The sequence below is a fragment of the Pandoraea sp. NE5 genome, from assembly GCF_024363545.1.
Classification (GTDB): Bacteria; Pseudomonadota; Gammaproteobacteria; order Burkholderiales; family Burkholderiaceae; genus Pandoraea; species Pandoraea cepalis.
Genome location: NZ_AP025517.1, coordinates 3,317,480 through 3,343,444 on the forward strand (window position 1 = coordinate 3,317,480; position 25,965 = coordinate 3,343,444).

Consider the following 25,965-nt stretch of genomic DNA (forward strand, 5'->3'; position numbering starts at 1 on the left):
ACATGACGAAAAAAATCCCATCGAGGGAGATGGGATTTGGCATGTTAGAAAGGTTACTTCCCCTTGGGCTGGATTCCAGTCGGCTGGACTGGAACCGTGCCAGTTACCGGAGGCGGCTCTGGGGTAGGGGCGGTGGAAGGAGCGGTACCCTGAAGAACAGGCTTGGCTGCCGTCGCCAAAACATCCACCACTTTGTTTGCGCTCCAAGCGACGAGGCCGCCCACTGCGGAGATGACTACGCCGAGAACGATCGCACCGCCTACAAGCTTATTCTTTAGATCGTGCAGATCTCCGACCTTCTTGCTTGTCTTTTCGTCGGACAGCCGCAATTGTTCAACAGCGGAGGTCAATTTTGCGACATCCGATTTCAAGTCAAAGATTGCTTGTAAGGTGAAACTTTGATCATGCGATGGATACGATGGCGGCGGGCTTGACGGCAGAGCCCCCGGTTCGCTGTCGCCTCGATCATATTGTTTTTGTCGGCCAGCCATGCTCAGCTCCACCGTGATTTCAACCACTCCCAAATGTCAGCCGGAGCGCGGCCATAGTACGATGAAATAGCCGCTACGACCGCAGTCCCGTTTTCTCCACCAGTGATCCCTAGCTTCTCTGACAGCTCTTGCGTAGTCCCTGAAAACTGTATGAGGTACTCGCCCTGCGGAAGTTTGTAATGCTGCTCAGGGAAATGTTCGGCAAGAACCGGCTGAAGCTTGTGATCGGAGCGCGTTGGAATTACGACGAAAATCGCCATTGCCCGACCTCAGTATGTGATTTTCTCATATCGAATATGCATGCAATGCCCTGTGGACCCGTATGCGTTTTGCATGATCGTAACATATGGTCAAAGTGCGCTGTTTCAAGAATAGGCACATGTTTGTCCTTATTCTCGAAGTTCTCGTTGCCTAATGTGTTGGGCAAACACGCGCTAATTGGAGGCCCAAGTGTGCACGAACTACCGCGTTCCGGATCGGCAGTTGTTCAGTGACAAGTACTGCATCGCCGCGCCGGCGGCTGAGTGGAGGGGCGAGGTCTACAAGGACTATTTCGCCCCAATCATTCGCAGGGGCGGCGACGGGCGGCATCTTGGGTATTGCGTCGTTCTTCCGGGGCAAGATGCAGGCTGACCGCAGCGTCAAGACCGACAATCGAGGATGATACGTGCGGATTTGACACAAACGTGTCACAGCGAGCGCTGGAAGCCTTATGCTGCTGGTCCCCCCGACAGGAATCGAACCTGTATCTAGCGCTTAGGAGGCACTCGTTCTATCCATTGAACTACAGGGAGGGCGCGATGACGGTTTGACGCAGGCATCCTTCAGTCTCGCGAGCGCAAGAGTATAACAAAAAGACCTTGCGCGACACCGTCAAAGCAGCGATCGCGATCTGGCTCATGCCGCTGACGCGTCGCCGAACACGTCGGTTGTGTATGCGGGCGTGGCAGTGTCAAACCACACCCTCGGCGCGCAGCTGCTCGATCCTGGCGTCGTCGAAGCCGAGGCGTTCACGCAGGATGTCGTCGCTGTGCTGCCCCAACGTGGGCGGCGCGGTGCGCGCGATCGGCGGCGTCTCGCTCATCTTCATGGGACTCGCGACCACCCGGGCGACACCCCCAGACGGATGCGGCAACGCCACTTCCATGCCGCGCGCCTTCACCTGCGGATTCGCGAACACCTCCGGCAACGTGTTGATCGGCCCGCATGGCACGCCCGCCGCTTCCAGCTTGTCGATCCAGACATCCTTCCCGAACTTGCGCACCATGTCGGCGAGCATCGGCACGAGCACTTCCCGTTGCCGCACGCGCGATGGATTCGTCGCAAAACGTGCGTCGTCCGCCAGTGCCGCTTCGCCGCCAGCCTCCACGAACTTGCGGAACTGGCCGTCGTTGCCCACCGCCACGATGATCCAGCCGTCGTCCGCCGTCTGGAATGTCTGGTACGGCACGATGTTCGGATGCGCATTGCCCCAGCGAACCGGTGCCTCGCCGCTTGCGAGATAATTCGTGTTCATGTTCGCCAGCATCGCCACCTGCGTGTCGAGCAGCGCCATGTCGATGTATTGACCGACTCCCGTGCGGTCACGATGCGTGAGCGCTGCCATGATGGCGATGGTCGCGTACATCCCGGTCATCAGATCGGCAATCGCGACGCCCGCCTTCTGTGGGCCGCCGCCCGGCAGGCCGTCACGCTCGCCCGTAATGCTCATGAAGCCCCCGATCCCCTGCACGATGAAGTCGTAGCCCGCGCGCGACGCGTAGGGGCCATCTTGGCCGAAGCCTGTCACCGAGCAATAGACGAGATCGGGCTTGATGGCGCGCAACGACGCGTAATCCAGCCCGTATTTCGCCAACTGACCAACTTTATAGTTCTCGACGATCACGTCGCTCTGCGCCGCCAATGCCTTGACGATCGCCTGCCCTTCGCCAGAGGCGATATCCAACGTGAGCGAGCGCTTGTTGCGGTTTGCGGCGAGGTAGTAGGCGGCTTCGCCCGTCTCGCGTCCGTCGGCGTCACGCTGATAAGGCGGCCCCCATCGGCGAGTGTCGTCCCCGACACCGGGGCGCTCGACCTTGATCACGTCCGCGCCCAGATCGGCCAGATTCTGTGTGGCCCATGGGCCGGCCAACACGCGCGAAAGGTCCAACACCCGGATATGACTCAGCGCACCCATCGTCCGCTCTCTCCTCGATTTCATCGTCTGATTGCTGTCCCGACGTTGTGATCGGAACATTGTTTTGCATTGCGGAACTAGCGCGTTGAAGTCTACGGTGTGCAATGCGCAACTGACCAGCGCCGTTTCGCAGTGCGGTTGTTGGCTGGGCGCTGTGGGGGGACTGATTTCCCGTATAATCAAAAGTTTGCAAAATACCCCGCCCAGCTTGACTGGCCCGGTCCCCACGCTCCTTCGCACGCTATGAAAGTCGCAGACATTCGGGAAAAATTCCTCACCTTCTTCGAGTCGAAGGGGCACACCATCGTGCGCTCGTCGAGCCTCGTGCCGTCCAACGACCCCACGCTGCTGTTCACGAACTCCGGCATGGTGCAGTTCAAGGACGTCTTCCTCGGTCTCGAAACGCGCCCCTACAAGCGCGCGACCACGGCCCAGCGCAGCGTGCGCGCGGGCGGCAAGCACAACGACCTCGAAAACGTCGGCTACACGGCCCGCCATCACACGTTCTTCGAAATGCTGGGCAACTTCTCGTTCGGCGATTACTTCAAGCGCGAAGCCATTCAATACGCTTGGGAACTGCTGACGGACGTCTACAAACTGCCCAAGGACAAGCTGTGGGTGACCGTCTACCAGGAAGACGACGAAGCCTACGACATCTGGGCAAAGGAAGTCGGCGTGCCGACCGAGCGCATCATCCGCATCGGCGACAACAAGGGCGCGCGTTACGCGTCGGACAACTTCTGGCAGATGGCCGACACCGGTCCGTGCGGCCCGTGCTCGGAAATTTTCTTCGACCACGGCGCAGACGTGTGGGGCGGCCCGCCCGGATCGCCGGAAGAAGACGGCGACCGCTATATCGAAGTCTGGAACCTCGTGTTCATGCAGTTCAACCGCGACGAGCAGGGCAACATGACGCCGCTGCCCAAGCCGTGCGTGGATACCGGTATGGGGCTGGAGCGTATCGCGGCCGTGCTGCAACACGTACACAGCAACTACGAGATCGACCTGTTCCAGCACCTGATCAAGGCGGCCGGCCGTGAGACCGGCGTGACCGATCTCGCCGCGAACTCGCTCAAGGTGATCGCCGATCACATCCGCGCGTGCTCGTTCCTGATCGTCGACGGCGTGATTCCGGGCAATGAAGGCCGCGGCTATGTGCTGCGCCGAATCATCCGCCGTGCGATCCGCCACGGTTACAAGCTCGGCTGCAAGACGCCGTTTTTCTACAAGCTCGTGCCCGACCTGGTCGCCGAGATGGGCGCGGCCTATCCGGAACTGGCGCAGGCGCAGCAGCGCGTGACCGACGTGCTCAAGCAGGAAGAGGAACGCTTTGGCGAGACCATCGAGAACGGCATGGAGATTCTCGACGGCGCCCTGGCCGATCTGGCCAAGCGCGGCGTGACTACGCTCGACGGCGAACTCGCCTTCAAACTGCACGATACGTACGGCTTCCCGCTCGACCTGACGGCGGACGTCTGCCGCGAGCGCAGCATCACCGTGGACGAAGCGAGCTTCGACGCCGCCATGGCGCGTCAACGCGAACAGGCGCGTGCCGCCGGCAAGTTCAAGATGGCGACGGCCCTCGAATACAACGGCGACAAGACGCGCTTCCAGGGCTACGACAAGCTCGCGCTCGACGGCGCGAAGGTGACCGCGCTCTACGTCGACGGCACGAGTGTGAACAAGCTCGCCGCCGGGCAGCAGGGCATCGTAGTGCTCGATACCACGCCTTTCTACGCAGAGTCGGGCGGCCAGGTGGGCGATCAAGGGCTGATTACGGCGGGCAGCGCCCGCTTCGGTGTGTCGGACACGCAGAAGATTCAGGCTGACGTCTTCGGTCACTACGGCAAGCTGGAATCGGGTGAATTGACCGTGGGCGCGGCGGTCACGGCGCAGGTCGATGCCGTGCGTCGCGCACGCACCGTTCGCAACCACTCCGCAACGCACCTGATGCACAAGGCGCTGCGCGAAGTGCTGGGCGGCCACGTGCAACAGAAGGGCTCGCTCGTCGACGCCGACAAGACCCGTTTCGACTTTGCCCACAATGCCGCGATGACGGCCGACGACATCCGTCGTGTGGAGGACATCGTCAACGCCGAAGTGCTGGCCAATGCTCCGACGCAGGCCGCCGTGATGTCGTTTGACGACGCGGTGAAGGGCGGCGCGATGGCGCTGTTCGGTGAGAAGTACGGCGACGAAGTGCGGGTGCTCGATATCGGCACGTCGCGCGAACTGTGCGGCGGTACGCACGTGGCGCGCACGGGCGACATCGGCCTGTTCAAGATCGTGATGGAAGGGGGCGTCGCCGCCGGTATTCGCCGCGTGGAAGCGATCACCGGCGACAACTCGGTGCGTTTCGTGCAGAAGCTCGACGATCAGGTCAACGAAGCGGCTGCGGCGCTCAAGACCCAGCCGGCCGAACTGACGCCACGCATCGCGCAGGTGCAGGAACAGGTCAAGTCGCTGGAAAAGGAACTGGCGGCACTCAAGTCTAAGCTGGCGTCGAGCCAGGGCGACGAATTGCTCGAGAAGGCCGTCGATGTGAGCGGTCTGAAGGTGCTGGCCGCGCAACTCGAAGGCGCCGACGTCAAGTCGCTGCGCGAGACGATGGACAAGCTCAAGGACAAGCTGGGCAGCGCGGCAATCGTGCTCGCGGCGGTCGAGGGCGGCAAGGTCAGCCTGATCGCCGGCGTGACGGCCGACGCCACCAGCAAGGTCAAGGCGGGTGAGCTGGTCAACTTCGTCGCGCAACAGGTCGGCGGCAAGGGCGGTGGTCGTCCCGACATGGCGCAGGCCGGTGGTACCGATCCGTCGCAGTTGTCGCAGGCGCTCGCCGGTGTGCAGGGCTGGGTGGCTGGCAAGCTGTAACGGTGAGGCGAGCGCGGCGGTGTCCGTCGCGGCTCGCTGTGGGACCTGCCAGCCCCGGTAGCGCGTCGGGATCGCGCTTGCCGCTTGCCGCACGCAAGTTGCACAGAACCCCAAGCGTTGGATCGCGATCCGACCCTTGGGGTTTTTTTATCATGTGGCCTGATGCCCCAGCAGTACAGTTTCGGTATTCGAAAGGATCTGTAAGCGGGAGAGGTCAGTGTTTCGCAAGCGAAAGGATTCAGGCGGACGCGCACGGAAAATGCCGCGCATTGCCCCTGATGCCACAGGGGAACCCCCGCTTGTCCTGATGGTTTGCATGTAAAGTATTCGGCAGACCTCGCGTGTCGTCGCGCGATTTTCCCCCGCTACCGTTATGCCCGCCACTTTCACCGAATCCGACCGCGCCATCTCGTCGCGCCAGCCGTCCCCTGAGCGCGCGGCGTGGCGCATTGCGCTGTCTTGCATGCTCGCGCTCGCCATTGCCATGGGGATTGGCCGCTTCGCGTTCACGCCGATGCTGCCGCTGATGCTGCATGAGCACCTCACCGACATTCAACACGGCAGTTGGCTCGCGTCGCTCAACTATGCGGGCTACTTCGTCGGCGCGCTGTCGTGTATGTGGCTGCGCTTCACCCCGACGCGCATCGTGCGTTTCGCACTGGCGCTCACGGTCGTGCTGACGCTCGCCATGGGCCTGCTCGATTCGTTCGCCGTGTGGGCCGTCGTGCGTACGCTGGCGGGGATCATGAGTGCCTGGGCGATGGTGTTTTCGGCCGGCTGGGCCTTCCGAAAGCTCGGTGAGCTACACATGCCGAGTCTGGGGGGCGTGATTTTCGCGGGCCCCGGCGCCGGCATCGTGGTGACGGGGCTGCTCGCGAGCCTGAACAGCTCGCTCGCGTGGCCTGCGCGCGGTGGTTGGCTGCTGTGCGGGGGGCTGGCGCTGGCGCTGCTCGCGTTGATCTGGCGCACCTTCGAGCCGGATGGCCCCGCACCCGCGACGGCAGCTGGCGCGGCAAACCCCGGGCACGCTACGCACGCCGCACAGGCGCAAACCGCGGCGCATGCCGTCAATCATGGCAGCGGCGAGACGGTGATTCCCGTCACGGTGCTCTACGGATTTGCCGGCTTCGGCTACATCATCACCGCCACCTTCCTTCCGGTGATTGCGCGGCAGGCGCTGCCTGGCTCTCCGTGGCCGGATCTCTTCTTTCCGTTGCTCGGCCTCATGGTGATGCCCGGTGCGATCATCGGTGCACGGGCGCCACAGGCCTGGGACAATCGTCTACTGCTCGCGGCATGCTATGTCACGCAAGGGGTGGGCGTTGGCATCGGCATCGTGCTGCCGAACGTCGTGGGGTTCGCGGTGGGTAGCGTGCTGGTCGGACTGCCGTTCACGGCGATTACCGTGTACGCGGTGCGCGAGTGCCGACGCCTGCGTGGGGACAATGCCAATGGTCTGATCGGCCTGGTGACGGCATCCTACGGGATCGGGCAGATCGTTGGACCGCTGGTCGCGGCGCCTCTGGTCGCGGCGACCGGTAACTTCACGGCAGCACTGCTATGTGCGAGTGGCGCGCTGGTGTTCGGGGCGATCGGCTTCGTATGGGACTGGCGACGCTCGCTCGAGCGCGCACCTTGATGCGCCCGGGCGCCAAGGCGCCGCGGCGACACTCTCATCCCCTTGGAACTTGCTATGTCTTTTACCCTGCAGGCGGGCAGAAAAGCCGCCACCGCCATCAGCGACGCCGAGCGCCAGATGCGTGTCGACCTTGCAGCGTGTTACCGGCTCGTTGCGCTGTATGGCTGGGACGATCTCATCTACACCCATATCTCGGCGATGGTGCCGGGAGAGCCGGGGCACTTCCTCATCAATCCATTCGGTCTGACGTTCGATGAGGTGACAGCGTCGAACCTGGTGAAGATTACGATGACCGGCGAGATCGTGGGCGAGAGCGAACATCCGGTGAACGTGACCGGGTTTGCGCTGCATGGCGCGGTGCACGCGGCACGTCCGGACGCCGTATGCGTCATGCATTTGCACAACACGGCAGGTATCGCGGTGTCGATCCAGCCGCAAGGTCTGCTGCCGATCTCGCAGCACGCGCTGCGTTTTCACGAGCGTATCGGATATCACGATTACGAGGGGCTGGCGTTTTCGCCGTCCGAGGGCGAGCGGCTCGTGGCGTCGCTCGGCGCGCATTCGGCCATGCTGTTGCGCAATCACGGCACGCTTACGACGGGACGCTCGGTGGCCGAGGCCTTCGTGCTGATGGCAACGCTCATCAAGGCGTGCGAGATCCAGTTGCAGGCGCTGGCGGGCGGTACGGCGCCCCATCTGCCGAGTCCGGCCGTGCAGGACAAGACCGCGCTTCAGCTCGAAGATGGGGGCGCCATCGAAGGCGTGCTCGAGTGGCCTGCGCTGCTGCGCAAACTGGATAGAATAGACGCCTCGTTTCGCGATTGAACGCCGCCCGGGCGCAACATCGGGAACGCACGGCAAGCCCGCGAGCTTTGAATGCGAGCATGGGCGGCGCTGCCGATCTTGATAACGACACAAGGAGAGAGACTGCAATGCCAACGTTTCACGTCGAGATGTTCGAGGGGCGCTCGATCGAGCAAAAGCGCGCATTCGTCAAAGCGGTCACGGAAGCGGCCGTCGCGACGATCGGTTGCACGCCGGAGTCTGTCGACATCATCATTACTGACGTCAAGCCCGAGAACTGGGCCACCGCCGGCGCGCTGTGGTCGGATCCGCGTCCCGAGTCAGTCTGAAGGTGCCGGTGGTCTCCCGCAGGGGCGCCACCGGTAGGTCGAAGGCAGGGGGCTCGCAGGATCCCTGCCGCATTGATGAGGTTGTCATGTCGCAAGTCCCGTCTGCATCGAACATTCTCGCCTCCGCCCTCACGAACGCTCCGTCCCTGACGGCCGCCGATGGTGGGGCGGCCCAAACGCCACAACATTTTGCCTCCGACAACTACGCCGGGATTTGTCCCGAGGCGTTGCATTATCTGATTGAGGCCAATGCCAGCGGCCACGAAGTCGCTTATGGCGACGATACCTGGACGCAGCGTGTCTGCGACGGTATTCGCAATCTGTTCGATACGGATTGCGACGTCTTCTTCGTCTTCAACGGCACGGCGGCAAATTCACTGGCGCTGGCCTCGTTGTCGCAGTCGTATCACTCCGTGATCTGCCACGAACTGGCCCACGTCGAGACCGACGAGTGCGGCGGTCCCGAATTTTTCTCCAATGGCGCGAAGCTGCTTACCGCCCGCGGTCGCGAGAACAACGGCAAGCTCACCCCGGACGCCATCGAGTCCGTCATCAATCGACGCTCCGATATTCACTTCCCGAAGCCCAAGGTCGTCACGCTGACGCAGGCCACGGAGGTCGGCACGGTCTACTCGGTCGACGAGGTCAAGGCGATCTCGGCGTTGGCCAAACGGCGCAACTTGCGCGTGCATATGGATGGCGCGCGCTTTGCCAATGCGGTCGCGACGCTGGGCTGTCATCCGGGCGACGTGACGTGGCGGGCCGGCGTGGACGTGCTTTGCTTCGGCGGTACGAAGAACGGGCTGCCGGTCGGCGAGGCAGTGGTGTTCTTCAATCGCTCGCTGTCGGAAGACTTCGCGTATCGGGTAAAACAGGCCGGGCAATTGGCCTCGAAGATGCGGTTCATTTCCGCGCCCTGGCTTGGCATGCTGGAGAACGACACCTGGCTGCGCAACGCGCGTCACGCGAATGCGATGGCGCAGTTGCTCGCGCAGCGCATTCGCGACGTGCCGGGTGTGTCGATCATGTTCGAGACGCAAGCCAATGCCGTATTCGCGGAACTGCCGCTGCATGTGATCGAGGCGCTCCGCGCCAAGGGCTGGCGCTTCTACACGTTCATCGGCGCGGGCGGTTGCCGCTTGATGTGCGCGTGGGACACCCGGCCGGAGACGGTCGAGCGTCTGGCGGCGGATATTCGGGCGCTGTGCGCGAACCGGTGACGCACACGTCATCGATCCCGGCACGGCAGTCCGTCGCGCGATTTATGCTTGTCGCGGTGTGGGCACCGTGGGGGTGAGAAAACGATGCGCCAGCGCGTGATAGAACGACGGCGCGATCGTTTTCGACACCTGGGTCGAGAGCAGGGCCACGGCCATGAGCGGGATCACCATCTGGTGGCCGTCGATCATCTCCATGACAATCACGAACGACGTGATCGGTGATTGCGTGACCGCCGCCAGATACCCGACCATACACAACGCGGCAATGGCCGGGAGCGGTACCACCGATGTGAGATGGGCCATCACGTTGCCCAGCCCGGCCCCAATGGCGAGCGACGGCGCGAAAATGCCGCCAGGGATTCCTGACATATAGGACACGCACAACGCTGCAAACTTGAGCAGCGCGTAAAGCGGCGAGAGTGCGACATGCGACTCCAGCAGGCCGCGCGCCTCAGCGTAGCCGCTGCCGAAGGTTGTGCCCCCCGAGGCGAGTCCGATCAACGCGATCGCCAGGCCACACAGGAACGCGAATCGCACCGGATGCGCACGGCGCATGCCGACCAGCGGCCCGGGCAACCAGCGTGGCACGTTGAGCATCAGCCAGCCGAACAGTCCACCGGCCACGCCGCTCAGCAGACTGGCGGCAACAAGTACCGGGATCAGCGTCCAGTGAAAGTCGCTGATCGCCTTGATCTGTCCGAAGTACAGGTAGTTGCCCTGTAGACCGAGTGCCACGACGCCGGAAAAGATGATGGCCGTGATGAGCGTGCCACTGCTGCGTGCCACGAAGCTACGGCTCAGTTCCTCGATCGCGAACACGACCCCCGCGAGCGGGGTGTTGAAGGCCGCCGCGAGACCGGCGGCGGCGCCGGCCAGCGTTAATTGACGCTCGATGTGCACGCTGCTTCGCCGATACCCACGCCGCATCGCATACATGAGCGACGCACCGATCTGCACCGTCGGCCCCTCGCGACCGATGGTGAAGCCGCAAAGAATGCCGAGAAACGAAATCGCGATCTTGCCGATCATGATGCGCATCGACAACAGCGACGACGACAGCCGCGGCTCCTGGAGCGTTGCGATGACTTGCGGAATCCCACTTCCCTCCGAGCCGCGGAAGAACTTCTGCGTCAGCCAGATGGCCAGCGCGGCGCCCAGCGGCGTCACGATCAGCGGCATCCAGATGCCATACGACAGCATGCGCTGAAACAGCTCGAAACCGAAGTCGATCAGCTTGGAGTACACCACCGAGACCAGACCAACGAGCACCGCACCCAGCCAGAAGACGCCGTAGTTGTGCCAGAGGCGACGAGAGCGATGGATGCCTCGTTTGGCCAGGCGCGCGGAAAGCGATGCGGGCGCAGACGACGATGGTGACGGGGGCGGTGAAGCCGGCGTTGCGGCAGTATGGGGAGGGACGTCTGACACGTGGCGCGGGTGAGAATGGGAAGATAAACGATGATTATACGCCCCGCACCCCCTCGCCATTTTCCACAGGTGTCTCGGAATCTACCGAATGTGCAGCGCGTCATGAGTTCATTTAAGATATTCGAATTCGCCAAACAACGATCATGAACGAACTCATTTTCTGTCCCCGCTGTGCCTCGCCGCTCGACTCGCGCGCGGTCGCCGGGCGCATTCGCCGCGCCTGTCCCGACGCGGCTTGCGGTTTCGTCCACTGGGACAATCCGCTGCCGGTCGTGGCCGGACTCGTGGAGTACCGCGGCCAGATCCTGCTGGCGCGCAATACCACCTGGACCGAGGGCATGTTTGCGCTCATCACGGGCTTTCTCGAGCGCGACGAAACGCCTGAAGACGGCATCCGGCGCGAGATCAAGGAAGAGACCAATCTGGATGCTGGCGCGATTTCGCTGCTCGGCGTCTACGAATTCATGCGCAAGAACGAGCTGATCATCGCGTATCACGCGGTCTGCGATGGCGACATTCGTCTGTCGGACGAACTCGCCGAGTTCCGGCTTGTCGAGCCTGAGCGGGTGCGTCCGTGGCGCGCCGGCACCGGGCACGCGGTGGCCGAGTGGCTGCGGCGGCGCAATCTGCCGGTCGAGTACGTCGAATCGGCCCGGCTATCCATTGCCGGCTGACAAGCGGGCGCGAGGACTGCGGTAGAATCGCAGCTTGCGGGCCAACCCCCGGTACACGATCAGAACGAGTCGGATCCAAGGGACATCAGGAACATGAGCATGGAATTTCAGAAAGAAGTCGACGCAAGCGGACTGAACTGCCCGCTGCCGATCCTGCGCGCCAAGAAAGCGCTCGCCGACATGCAGAGCGGCGAAGTGTTGCACATCATTGCCACCGATCCGGGCTCGGCGCGCGACTTCAGCGCGTTTGCCAAACAAACCGGCAACGAACTCATCGAATCGCGCGAAGAGGGCAAGACGTTTCACTTCCTGATGCGCCGCCGCTGATCGCGTGGCGGCATCTCGCCGAACCCGACCGCCGCAGCGTGATGGGCGGCACAGCGGGCACAAAAAAGCCGACGGACAACTGCCGTCGGCTTTTTCTTTGACACAAGGCCTGGCGCTTATGCCAGATCGAGTTGCGTCTCGCGCAGGTATTCGCGGAAGGCATCCTTGAGTTCCGGATGGCGCAGCGCGAACTCCACGGTGGCTTTCAAGTAGCCGAGCTTGCTGCCGCAATCGAAGCGCTTGCCCTGGTAGCGATACGCCAGCACGACTTCATCCTGCATCAGCTTCTGGATGGCGTCGGTCAACTGAATCTCGCCGCCAGAGCCCGGATCGATTTCGCGGATGCAATCGAAAATGCGCGGGCGCAGCACATAACGGCCGACCACGCCCAGATTCGACGGGGCATCTTCCGGCGCCGGCTTTTCGACGATATTCGTGAGCTTGACGATATCCTTCTCGCCCCACTCGTTGCCCGCGACGATCCCGTACGAGCGGCTTTGCTCGATGGGGATCTCTTCCACGCCGATGATCGAGTTGTGATAGTGGTTGTACAGGTCGACCATCTGCTTGAGCACCGGCGGCTCGCCGTCCAGCAAGTCGTCGGCGAGGATGACGGCGAACGGCTCATCGCCCACGAGCTTCTCGGCGCACAGCACGGCGTGACCCAGGCCCAACGCCTTGGGCTGGCGCACGTAGAAGCAATCGATATGCGGCGGCTTGATCGAATGCACCACGTCGAGCAGCGCCTGCTTGTTCTTGGCCTCGAGTTCCGCTTCGAGTTCGAAGGCCGTGTCGAAGTGGTCTTCGATCGCGCGTTTGTTGCGGCCCGTCACGAAGATCATCTCCGTAATACCGGCGGCCGCCGCTTCTTCCACCGCGTATTGAATCAGCGGCTTGTCCACGACGGGCAGCATTTCCTTCGGGCTTGCCTTGGTGGCCGGGAGGAATCGGGTGCCGAGGCCCGCAACGGGGAACACGGCTTTGGTCACAACGGTTTTCATTGGTATCTCCCTGGTGATATGAGCACGTCTCAGGCGGGCAGGCGAGCGAGCTGGGCCTGCAATTTACCGAGAACCGCTTCAAAGTCGACCAATCGTTGCTTCTCGAGTTCCACCACATTGGCGGGCGCACGTGCCACGAAGCTCTCGTTGGAAAGCTTGCCGCGGCATTTGGCGATCTCGCCTTCGAGGCGCTTCACTTCCTTGCCGAGTCGCTCGCGCTCCGCGGCGACGTCGACTTCCACCTTCAGCGCCAGTTTGTTCGCACCCACGACAGCAAGCGGCGCACCGGCCGCTTGCGCGTCGAGCGTTGCTTCGTCTGCCAGCACTTGCACTTCAGAGAGCTTGGCGAGCGTTTGCAGATACGGCGCAATCGACGTCAGGAAGTCCACATCGCCCGCGACCAGCAGCGGCACGCGTTGCGCGGGCGAGAGGTTCATTTCGCCGCGCAGGTTGCGGCAGGCGTCGACGGCGGTCTTCAACTGCTGCATCCAGGCTTCATCGCCTTCGTCGATCTTGCTCGCGTCGGCCACCGGATACGGCTGCACCATGAGACTGGCTTCGCCTGCTGCCTTGTCCGCCGGATAGCGGCCCGCCAGCGGTGCCACCTTCTGCCACAACGCTTCGGTGATGAACGGAATGATCGGATGCGCCAGACGCAGCACCGTTTCGAGCACGCGCAGCAAGGTGCGACGCGTGGCGCGTTGTTGTGCCGGGGTGCCGTTCTGAATTTGCCACTTGGCCAGTTCAACGTACCAGTCGCAGTACTCGTCCCAGACGAACTTGTAGATCGCGCTGGCGATGTTGTCGAAGCGGTAGTCGGCGAAGCCCTTCGCGACATCGGCTTCCACGCGTTGCAGCAACGACACGATCCAGCGGTCGGCGCGCGAGAAGTCGAGCTGGCCGTCCGGGCCGCAATCGCCTACGCACGGCGCAAGACCGCAGTCGTGACCTTCGCAGTTCATCAGCACGAAGCGCGTGGCGTTCCACAGCTTGTTGCAGAAGTTGCGATAGCCTTCGCAGCGCGCCAGATCGAAGTTGATGTTCCGGCCAAGCGTGGCCATCGAGGCGAACGTGAAGCGAAGCGCGTCGGTGCCGAACGGCGCGATGCCGTCCGGGAACTCCTTGCGCGTCTTCTTCTCGATGCTCGCTGCCTGCTTCGGGTTCATGAGACCCGTCGTGCGCTTGGCGAGCAGGGCGTCGAGCGACACGCCGTCGACGATGTCGATCGGATCGAGCGTGTTGCCCTTCGACTTGGACATCTTCTGACCTTCGGCGTCGCGCACCAGACCGTGCACGTAGACCGTCTTGAACGGTACCTTGCCGGTGAAGTGCGTGGTCATCATGACCATGCGCGCCACCCAGAAGAAGATGATGTCGAAACCGGTCACGAGTACCGACGACGGCAGGAAATGCTTGAGTTCGGGTGTTTCTTGCGGCCAGCCGAGCGACGAGAATGGCACGAGCGCCGACGAGAACCACGTGTCGAGCACGTCTTCGTCGCGCTTGAGCGCGCCGGTGTAGCCCGCCGCGCGGGCCTTTTCGGCCGCTTCTGCTTCCGTGCGGGCGACGTACACGTTGCCGGCGTCGTCATACCAGGCCGGAATCTGGTGGCCCCACCAAAGTTGACGCGAGATACACCAGTCCTGAATGTTCTCGAGCCACTGGTTGTATGTGGTCGTCCAGTTCTCCGGGACGAACTTGATCTCGCCGCTGCGCACGACGTCGAGCGCGGTTTCGGTGATCGACTTGCCCGGATGGAACGTGCCTTCGGGGGCCGGTTTGCTCATCGCCACGAACCACTGGTCGGTGAGCATCGGCTCGATGATCGTGCCGGTGCGATCGCTGCGGGGCACCATCAGCTTGTGCGGCTTGACCGATTCGAGCAGGCCGAGGGCGTCGAGATCGGCCACGATCTGCTTGCGCGCGTCGAAACGATCGAGCCCGCGGTACTTCTCCGGGGCGTTGTCGTTGATCTTCGCGTCGAGCGTGAGAATGTTGATCTGCGGCAGGTTGTGGCGCTGACCGACAGCGTAGTCGTTGAAGTCGTGTGCCGGCGTGACTTTCACCACGCCCGTGCCGAATTCGAGATCGACGTAATCGTCGGCAATGATCGGGATTTCACGATCGCACAGCGGCAGCCTGGCCGTCTTGCCGATCAGGTGCTTGTAGCGCTCGTCTTCCGGATGGACCATCAGTGCGGTGTCGCCGAGCATCGTTTCCGGACGCGTGGTCGCCACCGTGAGCGAGCCCGAGCCGTCGGCGAGCGGGTATCGGATGTGCCACAGCGAGCCGTCTTCTTCCTCGCTCACCACTTCCAGGTCGGACACGGCCGTGAGCAGGGTCGATTCCCAGTTCACGAGACGTTTGCCGCGATAGATCAATCCTTGCTCGTGGAGCGTAACGAACACGTCGCGCACGGCGCGCGACATCTTCTCGTCCATCGTGAAGTATTCACGGCTCCAGTCGATCGATGCGCCCAGGCGGCGCACCTGACGCGTGATCGTGCTGCCCGATTCTTCCTTCCATTCCCAGACGCGCTCGACGAATTTCTCGCGGCCGAGGTCATGGCGCGAGACTTTCTGGGCATCGAGCTGGCGCTCGACGACGATCTGCGTGGCGATGCCCGCGTGGTCGGTGCCCGGTACCCAGAGGGTGTTGGCGCCTTTCATGCGGTGATAGCGGGTGAGGCCATCCATGATCGTCTGGTTGAACGCGTGACCCATGTGCAGCGTGCCGGTCACGTTCGGCGGCGGCAACTGGATGCTGAAATCTTCGCGGGCGTCGTCGAAAGTCGGCCGGGCATAGCCGCGGCGCTCCCATTCGGGGCCCCAGTGGGCTTCGACGTCCTGCGGCTCGAAGCTCTTGGCAAGCGTATTGTCGCTGTCGCTCATGGATTGGATGGACCGTGTAATGCGTGAAACCCTGAATTATAAAAGATTCGGTGGCATTTCCGCGTCGCAGCAGGATTTATAATCGAGCTTCACTCGAATTTCCTTCCCGACATGCCCGATCTGCTCGCCAATCTGAACCCCGAACAACTGGCCGCCGTAACCCTTCCGGACGAGCCGGCCCTTATTCTGGCGGGCGCGGGTTCCGGCAAGACGCGCGTGCTGACCACGCGTATTGCCTGGCTGATCCAGCACGGGCACGTGGGGCCGGCCGGGATTCTGGCCGTCACCTTCACCAACAAGGCGGCCAAGGAAATGCAGGCCCGTCTGGGCGCGATGCTGCCGATCAGCACGCGCGCCATGTGGATCGGCACCTTCCACGGGTTGTGCAACCGTATGCTGCGCGCGCATTTTCGCGACGCCGGGCTGCCGCAGAGCTTCCAGATCCTCGACCAGGCCGACCAGCTCTCCGCGATCAAGCGTCTGCTGAAGGCGTCGAATGTCGACGACGAGAAGTATCCGCCGAAAAACCTGCAGTATTTCATCAACAACGCCAAGGAACAGGGCCTGCGCCCGCACGAGGTCGAGGCCAACGACGCCTTCAATCAGAAGTTCGTCGAGCTTTACGCCGCCTATCAGGCGCAGTGCCAGCGCGAAGGCGTGGTCGATTTCGCCGAACTGCTGCTGCGCTGTTACGAGCTGCTCAAGCACAACGAGCCGTTGCGCGTGCACTACCAGTCGCGCTTCCGGCACGTTCTGGTCGACGAGTTCCAGGATACGAACAAGCTCCAGTACGCGTGGCTCAAGATGCTCGCGGGATCGAACGCCGCGGTATTCGCCGTGGGCGACGACGATCAGAGTATTTATGCGTTTCGTGGCGCCAACGTCGGCAATATGGCCGACTTCGAGCGTGAATTCCGCGTGCGCCACCTGATCAAGCTGGAACAGAACTACCGCTCGCACGGCAATATCCTCGACGCGGCCAACGCGTTGATTTCCAACAATGCGCGGCGTCTGGGCAAGAATTTGCGCACCGACGCGGGGCACGGCGAGCCGATCCGTGTCTATGAGGCGGCCACCGACCTGCAGGAAGCGAGCTGGCTCGTCGAAGAGATCAAGGCACTCGTTGCGCAGGGTCTCTCGCGGCAGGACGTCGCCATTCTCTATCGCAGCAACGCCCAGTCGCGGGTGATGGAGCACGCGCTCGTGGGGGCGGGCATCGCCTATCGGGTGTATGGCGGTTTGCGCTTTTTCGAGCGTCAGGAAGTCAAGCATGCGCTGGCGTATCTACGCCTGATCGAGAATCCGAACGATGATACGGCGTTCGCGCGGGTCGTGAATTTCCCGACGCGGGGGATTGGCGCGCGTTCGTTGGAGCAACTGGCCGACGCGGCGCGACTCTACAACTGCTCGATGTATGCCGCAGTGCCCTACATGACCGGCAAGGCGGGCACGAATCTGACGGCATTCGTGCGGCTCGTGGAGCAGATGCGCCACGATACCGAGCGGCTCACGCTGCCGGAGGTGGTGGCGCGGGTCATCGACGCCAGTGGGTTGATGGCGCATTATCAGACCGAGAAGGAAGGCCAGGATCGCATCGAGAACTTGCAGGAATTGGTGCATGCGGCCACGGCATTCGTTGCCGAGGAAGGTTATGGGCTCGATGCCCCGGCGCGGTTGATTGCCATGCGTCCTGCGCTGCCGGGCGCGCCCGACGTGCTGGCCTCGCCCGACGGCGTGGTCGACGCCGATACGCCGGTGGAGATGACGCCGCTTGCCGGCTTCCTGTCGCACGCGTCGCTCGAAGCGGGAGACAACCAGGCCGAGGCCGGGCAAGACGCTGTGCAGTTGATGACGGTACACGCGGCCAAGGGGCTTGAATTTACGGCGGTGTTCGTCACCGGTCTCGAAGAGGGACTCTTCCCGCACGAGAACAGTGCGCTCGAACTCGACGGTCTCGAAGAAGAGCGGCGCCTGATGTACGTGGCCATTACGCGTGCCAAGGAACGGCTGTATCTGTCGTTCACGCAAAGCCGCATGCTGCACGGACAGACGCGTTACAACGTGCGCTCGCGCTTCTTCGACGAAATCCCCGAGACGGTGTTGAAGTTCCTGACACCGCGGGCGCAGCCGGGCGCGCGGCTGGGGCAGGCCGAGCCGGCCTGGGGGCGCGATTGGTTCGGGCGGGGCAAGACGAGTGCGCCGAAGCCGGAAGAATGGGTGGCCACCCAGTCGGAGCAGGCGCTGGCCGACCGTTCGCGCGCGTCGGAGACGGGCTTCAAGTTGGGGCAGGGCGTTTTTCACACCAAGTTCGGCGAAGGCAAGATCATCGGCCTGGAGGGCGCGGGGGCGGAAGCCCGCGCCCACGTGAAATTCGGCCGACATGGTGAGAAGTGGCTGGCGCTGGCTGTCGCGAAGCTTCAGCCGATCGAGTAACGGCGCGGCCGTCATCGTCACCCACGACAAAGGGCACCCGCGGGTGCCCTTTGTTTTGCGCGTCTGACGTTGACGCCGACGTTTCCGCTTACGCTTCAGGCGGGGCGACGTTCGGATCGATGGCGCCGATCTCCTGCACGCCGAAGCAACCGCGATAGCTCGCGTAGAACGAGCAATACAGCACGGCCGTGAACAGGATCGAGTAAGGCATCAGCAAGAGCATCGCGTATTGATGAATGCCCATCGCAGCCATCGCCAGCGTCACGATCAGCGGCAACACGGTGGCGACGACCGCCGTGCACAGGCCGTAGACGACGAACGCACGGAAGTTGCGCACGCAGGCCGTCCAGCTGAAGAACAGCGCCTTGATGGGTGGGATGTCGTGCCAGGCCACGAGCACCGGCGCGAACCAGAACATCATCGCCACCGGTATGTAGGCCACCGCCACCGCCAGCATCGCCTGGCCCATCGAGCCGTTGGTGAGCGACTCTTCGCTGATGCGGCCATCGAAGAGCATCTTGTTGACCAGGTCGCCGCCGTCGAACAGCGCCGAGAACAGGAACACGACGGTCATCGCCACAATGTAGTAACCGCCTAGCATGAGCAGCCGGCGCGAGACTTCCTTGCCGTGGCCGCGAAAGCCGTCGAGCAATACGTGGGGCAACACCTGCTTGTTCTTGATGATGTCGCGACAGGCCGCCATGAAACCCACCGACAGGCCTGGGATGAACAGCAGCGGCAGGAAGGCGCCCACGACCGGCAGGATCGAAAGCACCATCACCCCGAACAGATAGGCGAAGAGCAGCGTCAGAATGGCGAGCGGGTTCTTGCGGAACAGCCAGATGCCTTGGCGCAGCCACACATATCCACTCTTCGGCGGGACTTCAAGCAATTGCATAGGGTTCGAATGACTCCGATAGGATGTCGAGTTACCGCCAGGGGATGGAATGGGCTTCGATGCGTTGGCGCAGGATTCGTTCGAAATGCCCCGGATCGTGCGGCTTGAGCATTTCGGCCGCCCGTGGCAGGTGAAAATCATACAGGCGCGACAGCCAGAAGCGCAGCGCGGCGGCGCGCAACATGTCGCGCCAGTGCGACGCTTCGATGTCGGTCAGTGGGCGCACCGTCTCGTAAGCGCGCAACATGGCATGCACACGCGCCTCGTCCAGCACGCCGGTCGACAGGTCGCAGCACCAGTCGTTGACCGTCACGGCCAGATCGAACAGCCATTTGTCGCAGCCCGCGAAGTAGAAATCGAAGAATCCGCCCAATCGTGGCGAACCGTCGTCGGCCTTGTCGAACAGCACATTGTCACGGAACAGATCGCAGTGGCACGGACCCGCCTGCATGGCACGATAGTGACTCGACGCGAAGAACGCCGTCTGATGCGCCATCTCGCTATCCAGTAACGCGCGTTCGGCGGCGCTCAGGAACGGCGTGACCTCGGGGGCGGCTTCGCGCCACCAGGGCAGGCTGCGCAGATTGGCTTGCTCCAGCGTGAAGTCGCGCCCGGCCAGATGCATGCGTGCCAGCATCGCCCCGACATGCGCACAGTGTTCGGGCGTGGGGGCCAGCTCGGAGCGTCCGGCCAGCTTGGTGACAATGGTGGCGGGCTTGCCGTTCAACTCGCTCAGAATCTCGCCCGTGCGATCGGGCATCGGATCGGGCACCGGCACGCCGTGATGGGCGAGATGGCCCATCAACTGGAGGTAAAACGGCAGCTGCGTGGCCGTGAGCTTCTCGAACAGCGTCAGCACGAACTCGCCGCGCTCGGTCGTCAGGAAGTAGTTGGTGTTCTCGATGCCGGAGCTGATGCCCCGAAAATCGAGAACATTCCCCAGATCGTAGCGTTGCAGCCATGCCTGGAGCTGCTCGGGCGAGACGGTAGTGAAAACGGCCATGCGTGCGTTAAGTGGAGATGTCTCAGACAAACGGCCCGCGCACGTGCAGCGGGCCGCTGGTGTGAAACAGACAGGATGCAGGCGCACCGCTGGGCGGCGCGCGGAGGTGGCTCAGATTACCAGAGACGTCAGAACTTCAGGCCGACGGACGGCAAACGGTCGTTTTGCGACGTGTTGTCGCGCGTGCGCGGCGCGTTGTCCGGCGGCGTGGTCAATTGGTAATTGGTGCCGAAACGCGAATGGACATCGACCTCCGTGGGTTTGCCGCGGTCGCGGAACTCGGTCACGGTGGTGCCTTGGTCGTTGACGTAGTAGCTCGGCTTGCGCTCCTGGTTGACGTCGACCGACGATTTGCTGGTGGCGGCGGCGCGGGCGTCGGCCTCGCGTTTGGCGGCCTGCGCGGAGGTCTCCTGACCATCCTGGGCGAAGGCATGGCCCGCGAACAGCAGGCCCGCACCGATCATCAGGGGCAGGACACGGGAAAAGCGCGTTGTCATCATTATTCTCCGAGGGCGGGAACGCATTCGCGGCGCGTGAGGCAAGCCTGGCCGACGCAACGGGTTCCAATGTTTACATTCTATCAAACGTCCCCCGCTTCGCATCGTGAAATCGCGTCGAATGTGCCGTCGTGGCTGGCCTGTCGAGGGATGCCATGCCGTGGACGCGTATTTTTTCTCGTCATCGGCGCAGGGTTAAGCGATTCGATTGCATACGCTTAGCATCTTTATATTGCTTTTGGTTATAAATAAATCGCGAGACAATCGTTTTCGTTGAAGTCATCTTCTGGCATCCTGCGTCATTGTCTTGATGGGCGGCCGTGTGTCGCCCATCTGCATTCTGGAGTCCCAAATCATGTCGTTATCCGCCGCCTCGGCCGCCGTCAAAACGGCCCCGCCTTCGCCGTCCTCCTATAACGCGCGGCCGCTCGCCATCGCGCTGGTGCTGATCGTTGTGGGCATCGCCTACGTGCAGGCCACCGTAGGGCCGAAGCAGGCCGCACTGGCCGGTATCGGCGCCTTGCTTGGCGTGACGCTTTACCACGCCGCATTCGGCTTCACGTCGGCCTGGCGCGTGTTCATCGCCGACCGGCGCGGTGCGGGTCTGCGCGCACAGATGGTCATGCTCGCGGTTGGTGTCGTGCTGTTCTTTCCCGCGCTGGCGGATGGCGTGCTCTTCGGTAACAAGGTAGCCGGCTTCGTCTCGCCGGTTGGCGTGTCGGTGGCGTTCGGCGCCTTCATGTTCGGTGTCGGCATGCAACTCGGCGGCGGTTGCGCGTCGGGCACGCTCTATACCGTGGGGGGCGGCAGCACGCGCATGATCGTCACGCTAGCGGCGTTTGTCGTGGGGTCGGTGGTGGCAACGGCGCATCTGCCGTGGTGGGAAGCACTGCCGCATATCAAGCCGGTCTCGCTGGTCAAGACGTGGGGCTTGTGGCCTGCGCTCGTCGCCAACCTGGCGTTGTTCGCCGCGATCGGTGGCTTGACGCTGTGGGCGGAGAAGCGTCGTCACGGCCGTGTCGTCGGTGTGCCGATGACGCGCAGCGCAACGGGCACGCCCGCGTTGCTGCGTGGCCCCTGGCCGCTGGTGTGGGGTGCGCTGGCGCTCGTGCTGCTCAATTACGCCACGCTGGCATTGGCCGGCCGTCCGTGGGGCGTGACATCGGCGTTCGCGTTGTGGGGCGCCAAGGCGTTCATGGCGCTGGGCATTGACGTAGCCTCGTGGCCGTACTGGGCGAAGCAGGCCAATGTACTGAACGCGCCGATCGCACAGGACGTCACCACCGTCATGGACATCGGGATCATTCTCGGCGCCCTCGCGGCCGCGTCCATCGCAGGCAAGTTTGCCCCCGTGTGGAAGATTCCAGCGCGTTCGCTGCTCGCGGCGGTCATCGGCGGATTGCTGCTCGGTTACGGCGCACGTCTGGCGTACGGCTGCAATATCGGCGCGTACTTCAGCGGCATCGTCTCGGGCAGCCTGCACGGTTGGCTGTGGTTGGCGGCGGCGTTTGCGGGCAACGTGTTCGGCACGCGCCTGCGCCCGTTGTTCGGTCTGGCCGTGGAAACGACACCACGCGACACCGGCTGCTGATCGACATCCCCCGCCGGCAGATATTCCGTCTGCCACATAAGAATACGGCGCCAGCGATCATTCGCGGCGCCGTATTGACTTTGGACGATGACGCTTGGGCGGCTGCCCGTCGCGATTACAGGTAGAACATCTTCTCGCTGCTTTCCGTTTCGGGCTCGATGTGGCCGTCGTAGAACGCGAACACCGCTTTGAGGATGTCGTCGGGGTCGTCCATGACCTGCACCAGATCGAGATCCTTTTCGCCGATGAGGCCCATCGGCAACATCGTCGAGCGCACCCATTCGAGCAGTCCCTTCCAGAATTCCGTGCCGACGAGAATCACGGGCACCTGGCGCGACTTCTGCGTCTGGATGAGCGTGAGGACTTCGGACAGTTCGTCGAGCGTGCCAAAGCCCCCCGGCATGATGACGAACGCGTCCGAGTTCTTCACGAACGTGACCTTGCGCGTGAAGAAGTGTCGGAAACGCAGTGAGATGTCCTGGTACTGATTGCCCTTTTGTTCGTGCGGCAGTTCGATGTTCAGGCCGACGGTCGGCGAGGCGCCACCGTGCGCGCCCTTGTTGGCGGCTTCCATGATGCCGGGCCCGCCGCCGGAGATGACGGCAAAGCCATTGTCGGAGAATTTCCGGGCGATGGTCATCGTCAGTTTGTAAAACGGCGATTTCGGCTTGATGCGCGCGCTGCCGTAGATGCTGACGGCCGGCCGGATCTCGGACAGGTACTCGGTCGCCTCGATGAACTCTGCCATAATCGTGAACATCTGCCACGACGCGCGCGCCTTTTTTGCGGTGGCGCGCTCATGGTCTGCCAGCATGCGCAGACTCGGTATTTCTTTTCTTCTCTTGGTCATATGTCGGAACAGCAAAGTCTGGAAGGTAAGACGCTCTTATTGGTCGATGGTTCGAGTTATCTCTATCGAGCCTATCACGCCCTGCCGGATTTGCGCGGTCCCAATGGCGAGCCGACGGGGGCGCTTCACGGCATCGTCAATATGCTGCGCCGCATGCGTAAAGACGTCCACGCAGAGTATAGCGCCTGCGTTTTCGATGCCAAGGGCAAGACGTTTCGCGACGATTGGTACCCCGAATACAAAGCGAATCGACCGTCGATGCCGGAAGATCTGCGCGCGCAGATCGAGCCGATTCACGAGGCGGTGCGCGCCATGGGCTGGCCGCTGTTGATGATCGATGGCGTGGAGGCCGATGACGTCATCGGCACGCTGGCAAGGCAAGCGGCCGAGCGCGGCATGCGCGTGGTCGTCTCCACCGGCGACAAGGATCTGGCGCAACTCGTGAACGACCGCGTGACGCTGGTCAACACAATGACGAACGAAACGCTCGATGCCGCCGGCGTCACCGCGAAATTCGGCGTGCCGCCCGAGCGCATCGTCGATTACCTCACGCTTGTCGGTGACACGGTCGATAACGTGCCGGGCGTGGACAAATGCGGGCCGAAGACGGCCGTCAAGTGGCTCGCGCAATACGGCGATCTCGACAATCTCGTGGCGAACGCCGCGGAGGTGAAAGGGGCGGCGGGCGAGAACCTGCGCCGCGCGCTCGACTGGCTGCCGATGGGGCGCAAGCTGGTGACGGTTGCGCTCGATTGCGATCTCGCACCGCAGGTCACCTCCATCGACGCGAGCTTGCAGTCGCAGCCCGAAGATGTCGAAACGCTGCGCGATTTCTTCGTGCGTCACGGCTTCAAGACCTTGCTGCGCGAAGCGCAGGCCGCCGTTGCCACGCAGGCCGGTGAGCCGGCGCCGGCACCTGTGGCCGACACGATCGAGCGAGAGTACGAAGCGGTGCTGACGTGGGCGCAGTTCGACGCATGGCTGAAGATCATCGAGTCGGCCGAGTTGACGGCATTCGATACCGAGACCACCTCGCTCGACGCGATGCAGGCGCAACTGGTTGGCCTGTCGTTGTCCTGCGAACCGGGACGCGCCGCCTACATTCCGGTGGCGCATCGCGCGCCGGGCGATGTCGACCAATTGCCGCGAGACGAAGTCCTGGCGCGCCTGAAGCATTGGCTCGAAAGTCCGGACCACAAGAAGGTGGGACAGAACCTCAAGTACGATGCCCACGTGCTGGAGAACTACGGCATCGTGTTGCGCGGCATTGCACACGACACGATGCTTCAGTCGTACGTGCTCGAATCGCACCGCGGCCATGACATGGACGGCCTGGCCGCGCGCCATCTCGGCGTGACGACGATCAAATACGAAGAGGTGTGCGGCAAGGGCGCCAAGCAGATCGGCTTCGACGAAGTGACCGTCGAGCGCGCGACCGCCTACGCCGCCGAAGACGCCGACATCACGCTGCGACTGCACCGCGCGATCTATCCCGATGTGGCGCGTGAAGCCACGCTGGAGTTCGTCTACCGAGACATCGAAATGCCCACGGCGCGCGTGCTGCAACGCATGGAGCGCAACGGCGTGCTTGTCGACACTGCCCGTCTGGCCGCACAGAGCGACGAGATCGGCCAGAAGCTGGTCGCGCTCGAAGCCGAAGCGTACACACTGGCCGGGCAGCAGTTCAATCTGAATTCGCCCAAGCAGATCGGCGACATTTTCTTCACGCAGCTGCAACTGCCGATCGTCAAGAAGACGGCGAGCGGTGCCCCGTCGACCGACGAGGAAGTGCTGCAGAAGCTCGCCGAAGACTATCCGTTACCGAAGGTGCTGCTCGATTACCGCGGCCTTGCCAAGCTCAAGTCGACGTACACCGACAAGTTGCCGAAGATGGTCAATGCCTCGACTGGCCGCGTGCACACGAACTATGCGCAGGCCGTAGCGATCACCGGTCGCCTGGCGTCGAACGATCCGAATTTGCAGAACATTCCCGTGCGCACGGCCGAGGGGCGCCGCATTCGCGAGGCGTTCATTGCACCCCAGGGCAGCCAACTGGTGTCGGCGGACTACTCGCAGATCGAGCTGCGCATCATGGCGCATATCTCGGGCGACGAAAGTCTGCTGCGCGCATTCGCCAACGGCGAGGACATTCACCGCGCCACGGCGGCGGAAATCTTCGCCGTCACGCCGATCGAGGTGTCGAACGAACAACGTCGCTACGCCAAGGTCATCAACTTCGGTTTGATCTACGGCATGAGCGCGTTCGGGCTGGCCGCGAACCTCGGTATCGAACGCGACGCCGCCAAGCAGTACATCGACCGCTATTTCATGCGCTACCCGGGCGTGGCGCGTTACATGGACGAGACGCGCAAGAGTGCGAAGGCGCGCGGCTATGTCGAAACGGTCTTCGGACGCCGTCTGTGGCTACCGGACATCAATGGCGGCAACGGACCGCGCCGCCAGGCCGCCGAGCGCGCCGCCATCAATGCCCCGATGCAGGGCACGGCCGCCGATCTCATCAAACTCTCGATGATCGCCGTGCAGCGCTGGTTGGACGACAGCGGCCTGCAGACGCGTCAGATCATGCAGGTGCACGATGAACTGGTGCTTGAAGTGCCCGACCATGAACTGGCCGAGGTTCGCAAGCGTTTGCCGGAACTGATGTGCGGCGTGGCGAAGTTGCGCGTGCCCCTCGTGGCCGAGGTCGGCGTGGGCGAGAATTGGGAACAGGCCCATTGAACGGCGTTGGGTTGACACCTAAAGTGAGTGCGTCGCACGGGCGGCCCCCCGCCTTGGCCGACGCCGCTGTCGGCCCGTATCGCATGGCTCAATAGCGGGAATAGGG

19 protein-coding genes and 1 tRNA gene are annotated in these 25,965 nt (G+C 62.9%); 10 read left to right on the forward strand and 10 right to left on the reverse strand.

What is annotated here, in order from left to right:
- Positions 1 to 53: 53 nt before the first annotated feature.
- The 3 genes from PanNE5_RS15200 to PanNE5_RS15210 all read right to left on the reverse strand — a co-directional run bounded on the left by PanNE5_RS15200 (position 54) and on the right by PanNE5_RS15210 (position 2,667).
- Positions 54 to 491, reverse strand: a complete 438-nt coding sequence (locus PanNE5_RS15200) for a hypothetical protein (RefSeq protein ID WP_261938302.1) — start codon at positions 489 to 491, stop codon at positions 54 to 56.
- A 719-nt stretch (positions 492 to 1,210) separates the two neighbouring features.
- Positions 1,211 to 1,285, reverse strand: a tRNA-Arg gene (locus PanNE5_RS15205).
- A gap of 158 nt (positions 1,286 to 1,443) precedes the next feature.
- Positions 1,444 to 2,667 (reverse strand): CaiB/BaiF CoA transferase family protein, encoded by a 1,224-nt coding sequence (locus tag PanNE5_RS15210; protein ID WP_261938303.1) that lies wholly within the window; start codon positions 2,665 to 2,667, stop codon positions 1,444 to 1,446.
- Between the two features lie 243 nt (positions 2,668 to 2,910).
- On the opposite strand from PanNE5_RS15210, the gene alaS reads away from it, so the two are divergent.
- The 5 genes from alaS (at position 2,911) to PanNE5_RS15235 (ending at position 9,527) form a co-directional block, all read left to right on the forward strand.
- The gene (gene alaS / locus PanNE5_RS15215) at positions 2,911 to 5,535 is read left to right on the forward strand and encodes an alanine--tRNA ligase (protein WP_017231883.1); all 2,625 of its coding nucleotides are present in this window, start codon (positions 2,911 to 2,913) and stop codon (positions 5,533 to 5,535) included.
- Between the two features lie 373 nt (positions 5,536 to 5,908).
- Positions 5,909 to 7,174 carry a YbfB/YjiJ family MFS transporter gene (locus PanNE5_RS15220; protein ID WP_261938304.1) on the forward strand — a complete coding sequence of 422 codons (1,266 nt, stop codon included), beginning with the start codon at positions 5,909 to 5,911 and terminating at the stop codon, positions 7,172 to 7,174.
- Positions 7,175 to 7,228: 54 nt separating this feature from the next.
- Entirely contained in the window at positions 7,229 to 7,999 is a 771-nt protein-coding gene (locus tag PanNE5_RS15225) for a class II aldolase/adducin family protein (RefSeq protein WP_017231881.1), read from the forward strand.
- 107 nt (positions 8,000 to 8,106) lie between these two features.
- Entirely contained in the window at positions 8,107 to 8,307 is a 201-nt protein-coding gene (locus PanNE5_RS15230; protein WP_017231880.1) for a 4-oxalocrotonate tautomerase, read from the forward strand.
- Positions 8,308 to 8,393: 86 nt separating this feature from the next.
- Positions 8,394 to 9,527, forward strand: coding sequence for a threonine aldolase family protein (locus PanNE5_RS15235; protein WP_017231879.1), 1,134 nt, complete (start codon positions 8,394 to 8,396; stop codon positions 9,525 to 9,527).
- Between the two features lie 42 nt (positions 9,528 to 9,569).
- On the opposite strand, the gene PanNE5_RS15240 is transcribed toward PanNE5_RS15235, so the two are convergent.
- Entirely contained in the window at positions 9,570 to 10,796 is a 1,227-nt protein-coding gene (locus PanNE5_RS15240; RefSeq protein WP_410007533.1) for a chloride channel protein, read from the reverse strand.
- A gap of 302 nt (positions 10,797 to 11,098) precedes the next feature.
- Here PanNE5_RS15240 and PanNE5_RS15245 point away from each other — a divergent pair, with 302 nt between their 5' ends.
- Complete coding sequence (locus PanNE5_RS15245) at positions 11,099 to 11,629, forward strand: NUDIX domain-containing protein (protein ID WP_261938305.1); 531 nt, start codon at positions 11,099 to 11,101, stop codon at positions 11,627 to 11,629.
- 99 nt (positions 11,630 to 11,728) lie between these two features.
- On the forward strand, positions 11,729 to 11,956 hold the full coding sequence (locus PanNE5_RS15250; RefSeq protein WP_017231876.1) for a sulfurtransferase TusA family protein: 228 nt from the start codon (positions 11,729 to 11,731) through the stop codon (positions 11,954 to 11,956).
- A 116-nt stretch (positions 11,957 to 12,072) separates the two neighbouring features.
- Here PanNE5_RS15250 and galU read toward each other — a convergent pair whose 3' ends face one another.
- Positions 12,073 to 12,957 carry a UTP--glucose-1-phosphate uridylyltransferase GalU gene (gene galU / locus PanNE5_RS15255; RefSeq protein WP_017231875.1) on the reverse strand — a complete coding sequence of 295 codons (885 nt, stop codon included), beginning with the start codon at positions 12,955 to 12,957 and terminating at the stop codon, positions 12,073 to 12,075.
- 29 nt (positions 12,958 to 12,986) lie between these two features.
- On the reverse strand, positions 12,987 to 15,848 hold the full coding sequence (locus tag PanNE5_RS15260) for a valine--tRNA ligase (protein WP_261938306.1): 2,862 nt from the start codon (positions 15,846 to 15,848) through the stop codon (positions 12,987 to 12,989).
- A gap of 111 nt (positions 15,849 to 15,959) precedes the next feature.
- Between PanNE5_RS15260 and PanNE5_RS15265 the strand changes: the two genes are divergently transcribed.
- Positions 15,960 to 18,281 (forward strand): UvrD-helicase domain-containing protein, encoded by a 2,322-nt coding sequence (locus tag PanNE5_RS15265; RefSeq protein ID WP_261938307.1) that lies wholly within the window; start codon positions 15,960 to 15,962, stop codon positions 18,279 to 18,281.
- Between the two features lie 88 nt (positions 18,282 to 18,369).
- Here PanNE5_RS15265 and PanNE5_RS15270 read toward each other — a convergent pair whose 3' ends face one another.
- The 3 genes from PanNE5_RS15270 to PanNE5_RS15280 form a co-directional block, all read right to left on the reverse strand.
- Positions 18,370 to 19,179: a BPSS1780 family membrane protein gene (locus PanNE5_RS15270; RefSeq protein ID WP_017231872.1), complete on the reverse strand. Its 810-nt coding sequence runs from the start codon at positions 19,177 to 19,179 to the stop codon at positions 18,370 to 18,372.
- Between the two features lie 31 nt (positions 19,180 to 19,210).
- Positions 19,211 to 20,182 (reverse strand): homoserine kinase, encoded by a 972-nt coding sequence (locus tag PanNE5_RS15275; protein WP_261938308.1) that lies wholly within the window; start codon positions 20,180 to 20,182, stop codon positions 19,211 to 19,213.
- Positions 20,183 to 20,310: 128 nt separating this feature from the next.
- A complete protein-coding gene (locus tag PanNE5_RS15280; RefSeq protein ID WP_150562768.1) occupies positions 20,311 to 20,682 on the reverse strand; it encodes a hypothetical protein in 372 nt (123 codons plus the stop codon).
- A 352-nt stretch (positions 20,683 to 21,034) separates the two neighbouring features.
- Between PanNE5_RS15280 and PanNE5_RS15285 the strand changes: the two genes are divergently transcribed.
- A complete protein-coding gene (locus PanNE5_RS15285; RefSeq protein ID WP_039829765.1) occupies positions 21,035 to 22,270 on the forward strand; it encodes a YeeE/YedE family protein in 1,236 nt (411 codons plus the stop codon).
- 115 nt (positions 22,271 to 22,385) lie between these two features.
- Here the strand turns inward: PanNE5_RS15285 and PanNE5_RS15290 are convergent, their stop codons facing one another.
- Positions 22,386 to 23,120, reverse strand: a complete 735-nt coding sequence (locus PanNE5_RS15290) for a TIGR00730 family Rossman fold protein (RefSeq protein WP_026131582.1) — start codon at positions 23,118 to 23,120, stop codon at positions 22,386 to 22,388.
- On the opposite strand from PanNE5_RS15290, the gene polA reads away from it, so the two are divergent.
- Positions 23,121 to 25,859, forward strand: coding sequence for a DNA polymerase I (gene polA / locus PanNE5_RS15295; protein WP_017231867.1), 2,739 nt, complete (start codon positions 23,121 to 23,123; stop codon positions 25,857 to 25,859).
- The last annotated feature ends 106 nt before the right edge of the window (positions 25,860 to 25,965 follow it).